Raw genomic sequence first — 15093 nt, forward strand, 5'->3', positions numbered from 1 at the left:
CTGCCGACGCCATCGCGAGCAGGTTCGGGGCGCTCTAGTGATAGCCATCTTCGTGGGTGACCTTGCCGCGGAACACGTAGTAGCTCCAGAAGGTATAACCCAGGATAAACGGAATGATGAACAGTGTGCCCACCAGCATGAAGCCCTGGCTCTGCGGCGGTGCGGCGGCGTCCCAGATCGAGATGGACGGCGGCACGATGTTCGGCCACAGGCTGATGCCCAGGCCGCTGTAGCCGAGGAAGATCAGCACCAGGGTCAACAGGAACGGCGTGTAGTGTGCATTACGCGCCACGGCGCGAATCAGCCCATACATGGTCACCAGCACCAGGATCGGCACTGGCAGGAACCAGAACAGGTTCGGCAAGGTGAACCAGCGCGCCGCAATTTCAGCGTGGGCCAAGGGTGTCCAGATGCTGACGATGCCGATCACCGCCAGCACCACGAACGCCAACGGCCGTGCCAGATTGTGCATCTGCTCCTGCAACTTGCCTTCGGTCTTCATGATCAGCCAGGTGCAACCGAGCAAGGCATAGGCGATCACCAGCGCCAGGCCGCAGAACAGGGTGAACGGCGTCAGCCAGTCCAGCGAACCGCCGGCGAACTGGCGGTTGACCACCGGAATGCCGTCGATGAACGCCCCCAGCGCCACGCCCTGGAAGAACGTTGCGGCGACCGAACCACCGATGAAGGCCTTGTCCCACAGATGACGTTTGTCATCCTTGGCCTTGAAGCGGAACTCGAATGCAACCCCGCGAAAGATCAGGCCGATCAGCATGAAGATCAGGGGCAGATACAACGCCGAGAGCACCACCGAATAGGCCAGCGGGAAGGCGCCGAATAATGCGGCACCGCCCAGCACCAACCAGGTTTCGTTACCGTCCCAGACCGGTGCCACGGTGTTCATCATCACGTCACGGTCGGTCTTGCCTGGAATGAACGGGAAGAGAATCCCGATCCCCAGGTCGAAGCCGTCCATGACCACGTACATCATGATGCCGAAGATGATGATCACGGCCCAGATCAGCGGAAGATCAATACCCATGATTCAAATCTCCTTGGTCACGGTGTGGTCGGCATCGCTGTGCTCGTCGTCGGCGGCGGACAGCGGACGGGCCGGCGTACGTTTCTGGCCTGGACCACCATCGTTGGTTTCCTTGCCTTCGTCGATCTTCGGCCCTTTACGCACCAGGCGCATCATGTAGCCAAGACCGGCACCGAACAGCGCGAAATAGACCACGACGAACAGCACCAGGGTGATGCTCATCTGCATGAAACTGTGATTGGACGACGCGTCCGCCGTGCGCATCAAGCCGTACACCACCCATGGCTGACGGCCGATTTCGGTGGTGAACCAGCCGGCGAGGATCGCGATCAGACCCGATGGCCCCATCCACAACGCCAGGTACAGGAACGGCCGCGACGTATACAGCCTGTCGCTCTTGCGCAGCCACAGACTGCACAGACCGGTGAAGATCATCAGGAACCCGAGGCCAACCATGACCCGGAACGACCAGAACACGATGGTCGAATTCGGCCGGTCTTCAGGCGGGAAGTCCTTGAGTGCCGGTACTTGCTTGTCCAGCGAGTGGGTGAGAATCAGGCTGCCGAGGTACGGAATCTCGACGGCAAATTTGGTTCTCTCCTCTTTCATGTCCGGCCAGCCAAACAGGATCAGCGGCGTCGCCTCGCTGCCATGGTTTTCCCAGTGGCCTTCGATTGCGGCGATTTTCGCCGGTTGATGCTTCAGTGTATTCAGGCCGTGGAAGTCACCGATGACCGCCTGGATCGGCGCCACGATCAAGGCCATCCACATGGCCATCGAGAGCATGGTGCGGATAGCCGGATTGTCCTTGCCGCGCAGCAAGTGCCAGGCTGCCGACGAACCGACAAAGAATGCCGTCGCGACAAACGCAGCCGTTGCCATGTGCATCAGGCGGTACGGGAACGACGGGTTGAAGATCACCGCCAGCCAGTCCACCGGAATCACCCGGCCGTCGATGATTTCAAAGCCTTGCGGGGTCTGCATCCAGCTGTTGGAGGCGAGAATCCAGAAAGTCGAGATCAACGTGCCGATGGCCACCATGACCGTGGAGAAGAAGTGCAGCCTGCGTCCGACCTTGTTCCAGCCGAACAACATGACACCGAGGAAGCCGGCTTCGAGGAAGAAGGCGGTGAGCACTTCGTAGGTCAGCAACGGCCCGGTGACGGCGCCGGCGAAGTCCGAGAAGCGGCTCCAGTTGGTACCGAACTGATACGCCATGACCAGCCCGGAGACCACGCCCATGCCGAAGTTGACGGCAAAGATCTTCGACCAGAAGTGGTACAGATCGCGATACGTGTCGTTTTTGGTTTTCAGCCACAAGCCTTCGAGCACCGCCAGGTAACTCGCCAGGCCAATGGTGATGGCCGGGAACAGGATGTGGAACGAGATGGTGAACGCGAACTGCATTCGGGCGAGATCGAGCGCCTCCAAACCGAACATAAGTTTTCCTCTGTCAGGTAATACCGGCTGCAAGGCTTATGGCCCCTGCACCCACTCTGCCCCCACGGATATGGAGTGTGGCGAATTGCAATTCGTTCTTTTTTAAAACCATCACAACGTGGGGAGTCTGGCCTCATGGCCGCCGGATCAGGTTCCCGCAAAGGTATTGATCTGGATCAAGCAACGTTGAAAGAGTAGTCCGGTTTTTGCCAATGAGCGGTGTGGTCTATTGCCGCGTGACAGGTTGCCTCAGCGATTTGGTCATGAACTGAAATACATTTTCTCTGACAGATAAAACCCTTGTGGGAGCGAGCCTGCTCGCGAAGGCGGTGTGTCAGACCCCTTGGATGCCACTGACTCACGCCTTCACGAGCCTGCTCGCTCCCACAGGGGAAATAAAGGTGTTTTGAGGATCGGTGTCTAGCTAACTATATTTCCCAGCCTCGCAACTTCTGGTTACAGCTTGGTGATAATCTCGAACGCCTCCCCTCGCCCAAGACCCGCCGTCCGATGCCCAGCCAGCCGCCCCTGTTGTTACGTCATCATCGCCCTTTCATCGCGTTCTGGCTGGCCCGGGTGTTTACCGCCAGTGGTTTTCAGATGCTCACCGTGGCCATCGGCTGGAACCTGTATCAACTGACCGGCAACGTGCTCGACCTGGGTCTGGTCGGTCTGGTGGAGTTCGCCCCACGCGTGTTGTTCATGCTGCACACCGGGCACGTCGCCGACCGCTATGACCGGCGCAAGGTCGCGGCGATCTGTCAGTCGTTGCAGGCGCTGATTGCACTGACCCTGGCGATCGGCGGCGCAACTGGCCATGTCACGCGGGAAATGATCTTCATCCTGGCGTTTCTGCTCGGCGCCGCGCGTTCCTTCGAGATGCCAACCACCCAGGCATTGCTGCCGAGCATCGTCCCGCAGGCCTTGTTCCCGCGCGCCGTCGCCGCCGCGCAATCGGCGCAGCAGTCCGCCACCATCGTCGCCCCTGCCCTCGGCGGTTTGCTTTATGCCTTCGGCAGTGTCTGGGTCTATGGGCCGACGGTGATTCTGTACGTCATCGCCTTGTCGCTGATGCTCAGCCTGCCCGCTCGGCAAACGCCGCTGAACAAGAACAAGGCGACCATGGACTCATTGCTGGCAGGCGTGCGGTTCATTCGCAGCCGTCCGGATATCCTCGGCGCCATTTCGCTGGATCTGTTTGCCGTGCTGCTCGGCGGTGCCACCGCATTGCTGCCGGTGTTCGCCAAGGACATTCTGCTGACCGGCCCCTGGGGCCTCGGGCTGCTGCGTTCGGCGCCAGCGGTGGGTGCGCTGCTGATGTCGCTGTTCCTGGCGCGATTTGCCGTTGAGCGCAACGTCGGGCGGGTGATGTTCACCGCCGTCGGCATCTTCGGTGTGGCGACCATCGCCTTCGGGCTGTCGACCTCGTTCTGGTTTTCCCTGGCGGTGCTGGTGGTGCTGGGCGCGGCGGACATGATCAGCATGGTGATCCGTGCATCCTTCGTGCAACTGGAAACCCCGGACGAAATGCGCGGCCGGGTCAGCGCGGTCAATGGCCTGTTCATTGGCGCCTCGAACCAGTTGGGCGAGTTCGAATCCGGGGTGACTGCCCACTGGTTCGGCACTGTGCCAGCGGTGGTGATGGGCGGCATCGGCACGCTGCTGGTCACGGGGACCTGGATCAAGCTGTTCCCGACCCTGGCCAACCGCGACCGCATGCATGTGCCCGCGGAAGAAACCCGGCTCTAAAGCAGCTTGTCGAGGGTGACGGGAAAGTCCCGCACCCGCTTGCCGGTGGCGTGATACACGGCATTGGCTACCGCCGCTGCGACACCGACGATACCGATTTCGCCGACGCCCTTGGAACCCAGTGCGTTGACGATTTCGTCGTTTTCCTCGACGAAAATCACCTCAATGTCGCCAATATCCGCGTTTACCGGAATGTGATACTCGGCCAGGCTGTGGTTCATGTTGCGGCCCAGCGCATGGTCCGTCTGGGTTTCTTCGTGCAAGGCCATGCCAATCCCCCACACCACGCCGCCAAGGATCTGGCTGCGGGCCATCTTCGGATTCACCACGCGGCCCGCCGCAATCGCACTGACCACTCGACTGACTTTCACCGTGCCCAGGTCCTCATCCACCAGCACTTCAACGAACACCGCCGAGTGCGTTGCCGTGGCATAGCCGTCGCGTTTGGGATCAGGCTTACTGTCGACCTGCACTTCGATCGTCTCTTCGCCGCTGTCCCGGGCCAATTCAGCCAGGCTCACCCGTGCTTCGCCGAAAGACAGGTAACCGTTCTCGAACAGCGCCTGTTCCGGGGTGACACCGCTGAACGCCGGATACGTCTGCCGCGCCACCGCCAGCAGTTTGTCTTTCAGGGCTTCGCAGGCCTGCTGCACCGCCGTCCCTACCGACGAGACGGTGAACGAACCGCCCTGCAGCGGTGCGGTGGGTAGCGAGGAGTCACCGAGGACAAATCTGACGTCCCTGGCGCAAACGCCCGACGCCTGAGCAGCAATTTGCGTCATCACTGTGTAGGTGCCAGTGCCGATATCGGTGGTCGCGCTGCTGACCGTCAGTTGCCCGTTCTGGTCGAGTACAGCCTTGGCGCTGGCCTTCATTTGCAATGCTTCCCAGACGCCGCCGGCCATGCCCCAACCGACCAGTTGACGCCCCTGACGCATGCTCCGGGGCTCGGGATCACGCTGGTCCCAGCCAAAACGTTGCGCCCCTTGGGCATAGCACTCGCGCAATTCCTTGCTGGAATACGGTTTGTCTTCGTTCTGATTGCGCTCGGCGAAGTTGATCAAACGCAGTTGCACCGGATCGATTGCCAGGGCGCAGGCCAGTTCGTCCATCGCACATTCCAGCCCGACCACACCCAATGCGGCGCCGGGGGCACGCATGTCCAGTGGGGTATAGACGTCCAGCGGCAGCACTTTGTAGGTCAGTTGTACGTTGTCGCAGTGATAGAGCATACCGCTCCATTCCACGACGTGTTCGGTGAAGTCCTCGAAACGCGAGGTCTGGGCGATAGCGTTGTGCGCCAGAGCCAGCAAGCGGCCATTGGGGGCCGCGCCCAGTTGCAGTCGCTGCAAGGTGCGAGGCCGATAGCCAAAGGTGAACATCTGCTGGCGCGTCAGCGTCACCCGCACTGAACGCTTGAGCGACAGCGCCGCCATTACCGCCAGCGGCAACTGGTACTGCGGACGCAAACCGGAGCCGAAGGCGCCACCGACATAGGCGGCGAAGATCCTGACCTGCGCCTTCTCCAGCCCAAAGACCTTTTGCACATATGACTGACAGTTCTGTGGCCCTTGGGTCTTGTCGTGAATGTGCAGGCTGCCATCCGCTTGATATAGCACCGTACTGGCATGCGGTTCCATCGGATTGTGATGTTCGCTGGGCGTGCTGTAGTGCACATCCACGCTGATCGCCGCGCTGGCAAACTCGCCCTGAAAATTCCCACGGGGCTTGGGCACTTCGGCAGGCGCCGAATGCGCTTCTTCCTGCAGGACTAACAGATCGGTCTGATGCGGCTCGGTTTCGTATTCGATCTCCACGAGCGACCCGGCATACCGCGCCAGCTCCAGGTTGTCCGCCACCACCAGCGCCAGCGGTTGGCCGCTGTAGAGCACTCGATCGTTGTACAACGGACGAAACGGCGACCCCTTGGCGGAGTCGGCGTCTTCATAGTCCTTGTCATAACTGGCGACGTGCGGACGATTGGTGTGATCGATCACGGCGACTACACCCGGTAACGCCAGCGCCTTCGATGCATCGATATGCAGCACGCGACCGCAGGCAATGCTGCTCGACACCACGCTGCCGTGCAGCAGGCGGTCTTCGGGAAACTCGGCGGCGTAACGGGCCTGACCGGTCACTTTGAGTCGACCGTCGACCCGATCCAGCGGCTGGCCCAGGGGTTGGGTAAAGGTGTTCATCAGGCCTGCCCTCCCAGCGCTGCATCGCTCAAGGCGCGGACAATGGCCCGGTGCGCCAGTTTGACTTTGAAAGCGTTATGTTCGAGCGGCTGCGCGTCTTTCAACAGCGCATCGGCGGCAGTGCTGAAGGCTTCCCGGCTGGCAACCTTGCCCACCAGCCAGCCTTCAACCGTCTTGTCGCGCCAGGGTTTATGCGCCACGCCGCCCAACACCAGACGCGCCTCGCGAATCACCGGGCCGGTCATTTCCAGCGCGGCGGCCACAGAGACCAGCGCGAAGGCGTAGGACGCCCTGTCGCGAATCTTCAGGTAATGGCTATGTTCGGCAAACCCGATGGCGGGCAATTCAATAGCGGTGATCAGCTCATCGTGGGCCAGGTGGTTGTCGCGTTCCGCAGAATCGCCGGGCAGTCGATGGAAGTCGGCGAACTCGATAGTTCTGGCACCGTCGCGACCGTGCACATGGACCACGGCCTCCAGCGCCGCCAGTGCCACGCACATATCGGACGGATGGGTGGCCACGCACTGTTCACTGGCGCCGAGGATTGCGTGAATCCGGTTCAGGCCATTTCGCGCCGGGCAGCCACTGCCCGGCTCGCGCTTGTTGCACGGCACATTGGCGTCATAGAAGTAATAGCAACGGGTGCGTTGCAGCAAGTTGCCTCCGGTGCTGGCCATGTTGCGCAATTGCGGCGAAGCGCCGGCCAGGATCGCCTGGGACAACAGTGGGTAGCGCTGTTCAATCAACGGATGCCAGGCCAGATCAGCATTGCTGACCAGCGCGCCGATCATCAGTCCGCCCTTTGCCGTTGCTGTCACCTCGCGTAGTGGCAGCCCCGTGATGTCGATCAGATGCTCGGGGCGGGTGAGATTTTCCTTCATCAAATCCAGCAGATTCGTACCGCCGGCAATGAACCGTGACGCCGGCCCCACGAGATGAATCGCACTCTGCACGGAGTCGGGTTTGCTGTACTGGAAAGGATTCATTGACCGCCCCCTTGCCCACTGCGCTGACGGCACGCGGGCAATGCCTCTTCGATGGCATCGCGAATGTTGCTGTAGGCGCCGCAGCGGCACAGATTACCGCTCATAAGCTCCTGAATCTGCCCGCTGGTTTGCGCCCGTCCTTCATTGGCCAATCCGACCGCCGAGCAGATTTGCCCCGGCGTGCAATAACCACACTGAAACGCATCGTGTTTGATGAAGGCCTGCTGCATCGGGTGCAGCTCGTCACCCTCGGCCAGCCCTTCCACCGTGGTCAGCTCGGCGCCCTGGCACATCACCGCCAGCGTCAGGCAGGCGTTGACCCGCTTGCCATTGAGCAACACCGTACAAGCGCCGCACTGACCGTGATCGCAGCCCTTTTTGGTGCCGATCAGGTCCAGCTGCTCTCGCAACAGATCCAGCAGCGTGGTCCAGGGCAACACCTCAAGCTCGCGGGCCTGACCGTTGAGCGTCAAATGTAACGAATGACGGGTGAATAACGACGGCGCAGCGTCGAGAGTGGTCGCGCTCATAAACACCTCACGGTTGGTCATACATTCGCGGCGTTTTGGAAAACCGCCGTCATAAGGGGTACGACTTCGGGGTGGGATGAGCGTTCAAGGGAATTGATCTGCGGCAAGCTGGCGCTAAACCAGCAGCTCCCCCGCCACCATCGCCCGTGTGGCTTTACCGCACAACTGCTCCACCAGCATCAACGCAAACGGCAACGCCGCGCCCGAGCCCTGGGCGGTGATGCAGTTGCCATCGACCACCACCGGTTGGTCGACAAAGGTGCAGCCCGACAGTTGATGACTGACAGTGGGCAGGCAGGTCATGCGCCGTTGCCGCAGCACGCCGAAGGCTTGCAGGGCCAGCGCGGGGGCTTCGGCGATGCCAGCGAACAGGCGCCCGGCGGCGGCCTGGTCCTTGAGCAGTTGTTGCAAGGGATGATGGGCGGCCAGGTGTTGCGCGCCGACGGCACCGCCCGGCAGGACGATCAGGTCGAACGGCTGGGCCAGTACGTCGACCAGCATCGCATCGGCCGTCAGGCGGGTACCGCGTGCGCAGGTCAACATGCGCCGCGCCTCGACGCTGGCCACCACCACTTCAACCTTGGCGCGGCGCAGGACGTCGATCAGCGTCACGCATTGCAGGTCGTCGATGCCCTCGGCAAGGGTAATCAAGGCTCTAAAGGTCATAAGCGTGGTCCGCAGGATGATCCTTGAAGCGTAGTCAGCTTTCCCGACGCCTGTTCGAGCCGGCCGTTACTTGATGTAAAGCTGCGTCGCCAGCGTATTGCCCGGCGCGTTGATCGAGGTGTTGCTGAAGGTGAACGTCCCTCCCTGATAGCCGCCCAGATCAAAAATATAAAGCGTGCCGACGATCCTGGTGGCCGCACCCGAGCACTCGGTCGGATTGCCGTTGTCGTAGGCACAGACCTTGGTTTGCATCCCGTCGAGACTGAAACCGTCGAGGGACGCATGCGGTACGCGGCCATAACCCATTTCCAGCACATACACCTTGATGTTCGCGCCGCCGTGGTCGCAGGTCGTCTGCGCTTGACCGTCGGCAATATTTTCAATGCCACACGCCGCCGACTGCACCTTGAGCACCTGGACGTGGGTCAGGGGCGGCGCCGACGCGGCCATTGCAAGCGGCGCACCGCACAGCAGCACGACAAAAAGACCCAGCGACCGAATGATGTTGCGCTTGTTGCAATCCATGATGACTCCCCTCAAAACAGGCTCGCAGTATGGCGTACTTGGCTTTGACGCAAAACATCGCCGACGATCGCAGCCATTGCCCCACGCTGCTGGTATGATGCGCGGCTTTTTCCGACACACAGAAAATTCCCGGGCGCCTCTGGCCGTCTGTGCTTTGCTGTTGAGGTCGATACATTCACGGCGCACTGCGCGCCACGGGGAGCAGACATGCTGGAAAGGCTGTTTCAACTAAAGGCCCACAACACCAACGTGCGGACCGAGATTCTGGCGGGCATCACGACCTTTTTGGCCATGGCCTACATTCTGTTCGTCAACCCGAGCATCCTCGGCGAGACCGGCATGGACAAGGGTGCGGTGTTCGTCGCCACCTGCCTGGCGGCCGCCATCGGCTCCACGGTCATGGGCCTGATCGCCAACTACCCGATCGCCCTCGCACCGGGCATGGGCCTGAACGCCTTCTTCACCTACACCGTGGTCCTGCACATGGGCCACACCTGGCAAGTGGCGCTGGGTGCGGTGTTCATCTCCGCCGTGTTGTTCTTCCTGCTGTCGATCTTCCGCATCCGCGAATGGATCATCAACAGCATCCCGTTGCCCCTGCGTTCGGCGATTGCCGCCGGTATCGGCCTGTTCCTGGCGCTGATTGCCCTGCATAACGCCGGCATCGTGGTCAGTAACCCGGCGACCATGGTCGGCCTCGGTGACTTGAAGCAACCGGCACCGATTCTCGCGACCCTCGGTTTCGCGCTGATCGTTGCCCTCGAAGCGCTGAAAGTACGCGGCGCGGTGCTGATCGGCATTCTCGCGGTGACCATCGTTTCCATCGCGATGGGCTTCACCCCGTTTGGCGGCGTGATGTCGATGCCACCTTCGCTGGCCCCGACCTTCCTGCAACTGGACATCAAAGGCGCACTGGACATCGGTCTGGTCAGCGTGATTTTTGCCTTCCTGTTCGTCGATCTGTTCGACAACTCCGGCACCCTGATCGGCGTCGCCAAGCGCGCCGGCCTGATGGGCAAGGACGGCCACATGCCAAAAATGGGTCGGGCGCTGATCGCCGACAGCACCGCGGCCATGGCCGGTTCCCTGCTGGGCACCTCGACCACCACCAGCTACATCGAATCCGCAGCCGGCGTCAGTGCCGGTGGCCGTACCGGCCTGACCGCCGTGGTCGTGGCGATTCTGTTCCTGCTGGCGCTATTCTTCTCGCCGCTGGCGTCCAGCATTCCGGCATTCGCTACCGCACCGGCATTGCTGTTTGTCGCGGTGCTGATGACGTCCGGTCTGGCGGAAATAGACTGGGAAGACATCACCGTCGCAGCGCCCGTCGTTGTCACCGCCCTGGCGATGCCGTTCACCTACTCCATCGCCAACGGCATCGCGTTCGGTTTCATTTCCTGGACTGTGATCAAGTTGCTGTCCGGTCGTGCCCGTGAGCTGAACCCGGCGCTGGTCATTCTGTCGATTCTGTTCGTGATCAAGTTGGGTTGGTTCAACGCATGACTTTTGATTCCCAGGCCTACGCCGCTCAGCTCGAAGACAAGGTCACGCGCTTGCGTGACCTGCTGGCCCCATTTGATGCGCCGCAACCGGCCGTCTTTGATTCGCCGTTGAAGAACTTTCGCCTGCGCGCCGAGTTCCGCCTGTGGCGCGAAGCCGGCGAACGTCACTACGCGATGTTTTCCCAGGAAGACAAACGCACGCCGATCCTCATCGAAGAATTCCCGATTGCGAGCCTGCGCATTAACCAGTTGATGCCGCAGCTCAAGGCCGCCTGGAAAGCCAGCGCAGCCCTGAGCCACAAGTTGTTCCAGGTGGAGTTCCTGACCACCCTGGCCGGCGATGCGATGATCACCTTGTGCTATCACCGCCCGCTGGACGAACACTGGCACACCGCGGCAACCAAACTGGCAGCCGAGCTGAACGTCAGCATCATCGGCCGCTCCAAGGGCAAGCGCGAAGTGATCGGTCACGATTACGTGGTCGAGAAGCTCGAAGTCGGTGGTCGTACGTTCAGCTATCGCCAGCCCGAAGGCGCGTTCACCCAGCCGAACGGCACCGTGAACCAGAAAATGCTCAACTGGGCTTACGACGCCCTCGGCGATCGCAGCGACGATTTACTGGAGTTGTACTGCGGCAACGGCAACTTCACCCTGCCGCTGGCCACCCGCGTGCGCAAAGTGCTGGCCACCGAAATCAGCAAGACGTCGGTCAACGCCGCACTGAGCAACCTCAGCGAAAACGCTGTGGATAACGTCACCCTGGTGCGCCTGTCCGCCGAAGAACTGACCGAAGCCCTGAACGAAGTGCGCCCGTTCCGCCGCCTGCACGGCATCGACCTCAAGAGCTATGAGTTCGGTAGCGTATTCGTCGACCCGCCGCGCGCTGGCATGGACCCGGACACCTGCGAACTGACCCGTCGTTTCGACAACATCCTCTACATTTCCTGCAACCCGCAAACGCTTGCGGCCAACATCGCCCAACTGCATGACACCCACCGCATTACCCAATGCGCGATGTTCGACCAGTTTCCATGGACTCACCACATGGAATCCGGGGTGTTGCTGACTCGGCGTTGATTGCAGTTGCCGCCCACAAAAAAGCCGTCCATGTGACGGCTTTTTTGTGGGCGCCATTTACAGGGCAACCCCAACCTTGCGCGGGCGCCCGCCCTTTTTGCCGTTGGCCCGCGCAGCCTCGGCCTTCGCGGCACTGCTCTGGCGACCATTGCGAGAAGCGATGACCGACGCCGCCACCGTCATCAGCGACTCGCTCGCCGAAATCATCCCGGCGATGGAGACATGCACATCCCGCGTGTCATGACACAGTGCAGTACCGGAAAAACCGACCTTCAGGCCGGCAAAATCTTCGGCCTTGAAACCCGCGAATTCCGGGTAGCGCTTCACCGGCAGCAACACGCCGCTGCCATCCTCGAAACGCACGACCAGGCATGAGTCCAGCAACGTTACCGTCGTTGCCTGCACAGCGCATGTGTGGCGTACCTGACCGCGTTCAATTGCCTCATCCAGTAACGTTTCGGTCACTGGCCGATCCACCTGCATTTTTGCCTTTACCGTTTTCATAGTGCTATCTCCACGCCCTCCGGTGCTCCGATCAGGGCCAGTCGTGTCTTGTTCTCCTTCGGCTCATAACACGCCGAGCCAATCATGTAGGTTAGGGTCTCCCTCCTTTGCATCACCACCACTTCGTTGGCCTGCCAATCCCATAACTGATTATCAAGGCAGGCCGTCTGCAATTTGCCCCACCAGATGCTGCGTGCACGTCGCAAATGCGCGGGTTGCCGAAGCGCATGACGCAATCCCTCAAGCACTGCTGCGGGCGGTCGGCGTGAATGAGGAACGACGTCCCAAAGCTCGACACCGTTGTGCCAGAAGCTGAACTTGAAGCGCGCACTCCAGGCACCAGCGTCGACATGCGTGTGCGGCGGGCAGTGTTCATCGCGCAGCATGATGACCATTGAAACCCTTTGTAGCTGAATAACCTCATGCTAACCCATCCGTTAGGTTAATAAGTCAAATGACTCGATATTCCGTAGAAATCCGATAATCGGTTTCAAACAATCACCTGAGTTTGAGCCTAGCGTTCGAAGGCATTACGGCCTTCAAATCGCGGCACAAAATGGTGAGCAATCCTTTCAGGCCCGCCCGACGGTGCGACGGTGTCGGAAAGTGCAGCGTCCGATCACCGCACACAAAAATCCGCGCGATCACCTCTTCATTTGACCAAAGTAACCGCCTGGTACAATTTATCCCCACAGGCTGAAACCCCAAGCCGACACCAACAATAAGAACTGGAGATTTCCCGATGCCCCCTATCGTTCTGGTGCTCAACGGCCCGAACCTGAACCTGCTCGGCACACGTGAACCGGCCACCTATGGCCACGAAACCCTGGCCGACATTTCAGCTCTGTGCGGCCGGGCCGCGCAAGAGCTTGGTCTGGCGGTGGAGTTTCGCCAGACCAACCACGAGGGCGAATTGCTCGACTGGATTCACGGTGCCCGCGGCCGTTGTGCCGGGATTGTCATCAATCCGGCTGCCTGGACTCACACCTCAGTGGCGATCCGCGATGCCTTGGTTGCCAGCCAATTGCCAGTGATCGAAGTGCACCTGTCCAACGTCCACGCCCGCGAACCGTTCCGTCATCACTCCTTCGTTTCGGCCATCGCCACGGCGGTGATGTGCGGTTTCGGCAGCCATGGTTATCGCCTGGCGCTGGCGCATTTCAGCCAATGCCTGAAGGGGAACGCGACATGACCTGCAATACCGTGGTACTGGCCGGGCTGATCGGCGCCGGTATCCAGGCCTCGCGCACACCGGCATTGCACGAGCACGAGGGCGATGCCCTGGGCCTGCGTTACCTCTATCGGCTGATCGATCTGGACAGTTTGCAACTCGACGCCATGGCACTCCCCGATCTGCTGATGGCCGCCGAGCGCATGAACTTCACCGGCTTGAATATCACCTTTCCGTGCAAACAGGCGATCATCCCGATACTGGATGAATTGTCCCCAGAGGCGCGAGGCATCGGTGCGGTGAACACCGTGGTGCTCAAGAACGGCAAACGCATCGGCCACAACACCGACTGCCTGGGATTTGCCGAAGGTTTTCGCCGGGGATTGCCGGACGTCGCCCGCCAACGTGTAGTCCAGATGGGCGCTGGGGGCGCAGGCGCGGCGGTGGCCCACGCGTTGCTTAGCGAAGGCGTACAGCAGCTCAGTATTTTTGATGTGGATAACGCTCGGGCGCAGTCGTTGGCGAACAACCTCAATCAGCATTTCGGGGCTGGCCGGGCGATGGCCGGCTGTGACCTGGCGAATACCCTGGCCCAGGCTGACGGCCTGGTGAACACCACGCCCATGGGCATGAAGAAATTGCCGGGAACGCCTGTGCCGGTGGAATTGTTGCGGGCTGAGTTGTGGGTGGCGGAGATTGTTTATTTCCCGCTGGAGACCGAACTGCTACGCGATGCCCGCGCCTTGGGCTGCCGCACGCTGGATGGCGGCAACATGGCAGTGTTTCAGGCAGTGAAGGCGTTTGAACTGTTCAGCGGCGTGGTGCCGGATGCGCAACGGATGTTGACGCACTTTCAGAGCATGAGTGATTGAGCCGCAAAGACAGCACGGACAACGAATAACCTGTGGCGAGTGAGCTTGCTCCCTCGCCACAGAAGCGCTATCGGCTCAGGCCTGCAGATAACGCAAAACCGACTCGCAAATCATCGCACGATGACGCTGCTTGATCGCCTCGTCCGGCAGTTCGATCTGGAAAATCTCGCCAATGGTGTGGCGGTTCGACACGCGGTAGAAGCAGAACGAACTGATCAGCAAATGCACATCCAGCGGCTCAAGCCCGGTGCGGAACACGCCCTCTTCGACACCGCGAGCCAGAATCACGCCCAGTGAGTCGAGGATGGTGTTGTTCATCGCCTTGATCGCATCGGAGCGCTTCACATACTCGGCGTTGTGAATGTTCTCGATGCTGACGATACGCACGAAATCGACATTGCGGTCATGGTGATCGAAGGTGAACTCCACGAGCCGCCTAATCGCCTCGACCGGGGCCAGTTCGGCCAGGTGCAAGCGGTTTTCGGTGGTGCGGATATCGCCGTAAAGCTTCTCCAGCACCTCGATATACAGCTGTTCCTTACTGCCGAAGTAGTAATAGATCATGCGTTTTGAGGTGTGGATACGCTCGGCGATTGCATCGACCCGGGCGCCAGAAAGGCCCTGCTGAACAAACTCGACAATGGCTTCTTGAAGGATGTTCTCGCGGGTCTTTTCCGGGTTGTTCTTGCGACTCTTGCGAGGCTCGACAATCGGTTCGTCGGGGGCAACGGGGAGTTCTGAAATTGTTGTCATTGCGGGCTCACGGCCATCACTGCACAGGCGGCGATTATGGGCCGCACCGCACAGTGAAGGAAGCCGCAGAGCCCCGGT

Annotated in this window: 14 protein-coding genes and 1 pseudogene; 5 read left to right on the top strand and 10 right to left on the bottom strand. The window is 60.7% G+C overall.

Annotated features, from left to right (window positions below; translation table 11 throughout):
* Window positions 1-34: 34 nt before the first annotated feature.
* Both cydB and POF45_RS11840 read right to left on the bottom strand, forming a co-directional pair.
* A complete protein-coding gene (gene cydB, locus POF45_RS11835; RefSeq protein ID WP_259496786.1) occupies window positions 35-1042 on the bottom strand; it encodes a cytochrome d ubiquinol oxidase subunit II in 1008 nt (335 codons plus the stop codon).
* A gap of 3 nt (window positions 1043-1045) precedes the next feature.
* Window positions 1046-2482, bottom strand: a complete 1437-nt coding sequence (locus tag POF45_RS11840) for a cytochrome ubiquinol oxidase subunit I (protein ID WP_282315728.1) — start codon at window positions 2480-2482, stop codon at window positions 1046-1048.
* 510 nt (window positions 2483-2992) lie between these two features.
* Between POF45_RS11840 and POF45_RS11845 the strand changes: the two genes are divergently transcribed.
* Window positions 2993-4231 carry an MFS transporter gene (locus tag POF45_RS11845; protein WP_259496788.1) on the top strand — a complete coding sequence of 413 codons (1239 nt, stop codon included), beginning with the start codon at window positions 2993-2995 and terminating at the stop codon, window positions 4229-4231.
* Here the strand turns inward: POF45_RS11845 and POF45_RS11850 are convergent.
* The 5 genes from POF45_RS11850 to POF45_RS11870 all read right to left on the bottom strand — a co-directional run bounded on the left by POF45_RS11850 (window position 4228) and on the right by POF45_RS11870 (window position 9136).
* The gene (locus POF45_RS11850) at window positions 4228-6429 is read right to left on the bottom strand and encodes a xanthine dehydrogenase family protein molybdopterin-binding subunit (protein ID WP_259496789.1); all 2202 of its coding nucleotides are present in this window, start codon (window positions 6427-6429) and stop codon (window positions 4228-4230) included. The two genes, POF45_RS11845 and POF45_RS11850, sit on opposite strands and share 4 nt — an antisense overlap.
* Window positions 6429-7415 carry an FAD binding domain-containing protein gene (locus POF45_RS11855; RefSeq protein ID WP_282315729.1) on the bottom strand — a complete coding sequence of 329 codons (987 nt, stop codon included), beginning with the start codon at window positions 7413-7415 and terminating at the stop codon, window positions 6429-6431. The genes POF45_RS11850 and POF45_RS11855 overlap by 1 nt, the downstream gene beginning before the upstream one ends.
* Entirely contained in the window at window positions 7412-7945 is a 534-nt protein-coding gene (locus POF45_RS11860) for a (2Fe-2S)-binding protein (protein WP_282315730.1), read from the bottom strand. The genes POF45_RS11855 and POF45_RS11860 overlap by 4 nt, the downstream gene beginning before the upstream one ends.
* A gap of 114 nt (window positions 7946-8059) precedes the next feature.
* The gene (locus POF45_RS11865) at window positions 8060-8611 is read right to left on the bottom strand and encodes a DJ-1 family glyoxalase III (protein WP_259496792.1); all 552 of its coding nucleotides are present in this window, start codon (window positions 8609-8611) and stop codon (window positions 8060-8062) included.
* Window positions 8612-8677: 66 nt separating this feature from the next.
* Window positions 8678-9136, bottom strand: coding sequence for a YolA family protein (locus POF45_RS11870; protein ID WP_259496794.1), 459 nt, complete (start codon window positions 9134-9136; stop codon window positions 8678-8680).
* A gap of 207 nt (window positions 9137-9343) precedes the next feature.
* Between POF45_RS11870 and POF45_RS11875 the strand changes: the two genes are divergently transcribed.
* Together POF45_RS11875 and trmA are read left to right on the top strand one after the other, a co-directional pair.
* Window positions 9344-10639 carry an NCS2 family permease gene (locus tag POF45_RS11875; protein WP_282315731.1) on the top strand — a complete coding sequence of 432 codons (1296 nt, stop codon included), beginning with the start codon at window positions 9344-9346 and terminating at the stop codon, window positions 10637-10639.
* Complete coding sequence (trmA, locus tag POF45_RS11880) at window positions 10636-11715, top strand: tRNA (uridine(54)-C5)-methyltransferase TrmA (RefSeq protein ID WP_282315733.1); 1080 nt, start codon at window positions 10636-10638, stop codon at window positions 11713-11715. Before POF45_RS11875 ends, trmA begins: the two co-directional genes overlap by 4 nt.
* 57 nt (window positions 11716-11772) lie before the next feature.
* Here trmA and POF45_RS11885 read toward each other — a convergent pair whose 3' ends face one another.
* Together POF45_RS11885 and POF45_RS11890 are read right to left on the bottom strand one after the other, a co-directional pair.
* Complete coding sequence (locus tag POF45_RS11885; RefSeq protein WP_282315734.1) at window positions 11773-12219, bottom strand: DUF2442 domain-containing protein; 447 nt, start codon at window positions 12217-12219, stop codon at window positions 11773-11775.
* Window positions 12216-12643 (bottom strand): annotated as a pseudogene (locus POF45_RS11890) (DUF4160 domain-containing protein). The gene POF45_RS11885 and the pseudogene POF45_RS11890 overlap by 4 nt, the downstream one beginning before the upstream one ends.
* A 318-nt stretch (window positions 12644-12961) precedes the next feature.
* Here POF45_RS11890 and aroQ point away from each other — a divergent pair.
* Both aroQ and POF45_RS11900 read left to right on the top strand, forming a co-directional pair.
* Complete coding sequence (gene aroQ, locus POF45_RS11895; protein ID WP_259496800.1) at window positions 12962-13411, top strand: type II 3-dehydroquinate dehydratase; 450 nt, start codon at window positions 12962-12964, stop codon at window positions 13409-13411.
* Window positions 13408-14262, top strand: a complete 855-nt coding sequence (locus POF45_RS11900; RefSeq protein WP_259496801.1) for a shikimate dehydrogenase — start codon at window positions 13408-13410, stop codon at window positions 14260-14262. Before aroQ ends, POF45_RS11900 begins: the two co-directional genes overlap by 4 nt.
* A 75-nt stretch (window positions 14263-14337) precedes the next feature.
* Here POF45_RS11900 and POF45_RS11905 read toward each other — a convergent pair whose 3' ends face one another.
* Complete coding sequence (locus tag POF45_RS11905; RefSeq protein WP_259496803.1) at window positions 14338-15015, bottom strand: TetR/AcrR family transcriptional regulator; 678 nt, start codon at window positions 15013-15015, stop codon at window positions 14338-14340.
* Between the last annotated feature and the right edge of the window lie 78 nt (window positions 15016-15093).

Source organism: Pseudomonas fungipugnans, assembly GCF_029955235.1.
Classification (GTDB): Bacteria; Pseudomonadota; Gammaproteobacteria; order Pseudomonadales; family Pseudomonadaceae; genus Aquipseudomonas; species Aquipseudomonas fungipugnans.

What these genes read in the sequence shown, in the direction of transcription:
- POF45_RS11875 (WP_282315731.1), top strand. Translation starts at nt 9,344, where the DNA reads ATGCTGGAAAGGCTGTTTCAACTAAAGGCCCACAACACCAACGTGCGG.
- POF45_RS11855 (WP_282315729.1), bottom strand. Translation starts at nt 7,415, where the DNA reads ATGAATCCTTTCCAGTACAGCAAACCCGACTCCGTGCAGAGTGCGATT.
- cydB (WP_259496786.1), bottom strand. Translation starts at nt 1,042, where the DNA reads ATGGGTATTGATCTTCCGCTGATCTGGGCCGTGATCATCATCTTCGGC.
- aroQ (WP_259496800.1), top strand. Translation starts at nt 12,962, where the DNA reads ATGCCCCCTATCGTTCTGGTGCTCAACGGCCCGAACCTGAACCTGCTC.
- POF45_RS11860 (WP_282315730.1), bottom strand. Translation starts at nt 7,945, where the DNA reads ATGAGCGCGACCACTCTCGACGCTGCGCCGTCGTTATTCACCCGTCAT.
- POF45_RS11850 (WP_259496789.1), bottom strand. Translation starts at nt 6,429, where the DNA reads ATGAACACCTTTACCCAACCCCTGGGCCAGCCGCTGGATCGGGTCGAC.
- POF45_RS11845 (WP_259496788.1), top strand. Translation starts at nt 2,993, where the DNA reads ATGCCCAGCCAGCCGCCCCTGTTGTTACGTCATCATCGCCCTTTCATC.
- POF45_RS11905 (WP_259496803.1), bottom strand. Translation starts at nt 15,015, where the DNA reads ATGACAACAATTTCAGAACTCCCCGTTGCCCCCGACGAACCGATTGTC.
- POF45_RS11840 (WP_282315728.1), bottom strand. Translation starts at nt 2,482, where the DNA reads ATGTTCGGTTTGGAGGCGCTCGATCTCGCCCGAATGCAGTTCGCGTTC.
- POF45_RS11865 (WP_259496792.1), bottom strand. Translation starts at nt 8,611, where the DNA reads ATGACCTTTAGAGCCTTGATTACCCTTGCCGAGGGCATCGACGACCTG.
- POF45_RS11870 (WP_259496794.1), bottom strand. Translation starts at nt 9,136, where the DNA reads ATGGATTGCAACAAGCGCAACATCATTCGGTCGCTGGGTCTTTTTGTC.
- POF45_RS11900 (WP_259496801.1), top strand. Translation starts at nt 13,408, where the DNA reads ATGACCTGCAATACCGTGGTACTGGCCGGGCTGATCGGCGCCGGTATC.
- trmA (WP_282315733.1), top strand. Translation starts at nt 10,636, where the DNA reads ATGACTTTTGATTCCCAGGCCTACGCCGCTCAGCTCGAAGACAAGGTC.
- POF45_RS11885 (WP_282315734.1), bottom strand. Translation starts at nt 12,219, where the DNA reads ATGAAAACGGTAAAGGCAAAAATGCAGGTGGATCGGCCAGTGACCGAA.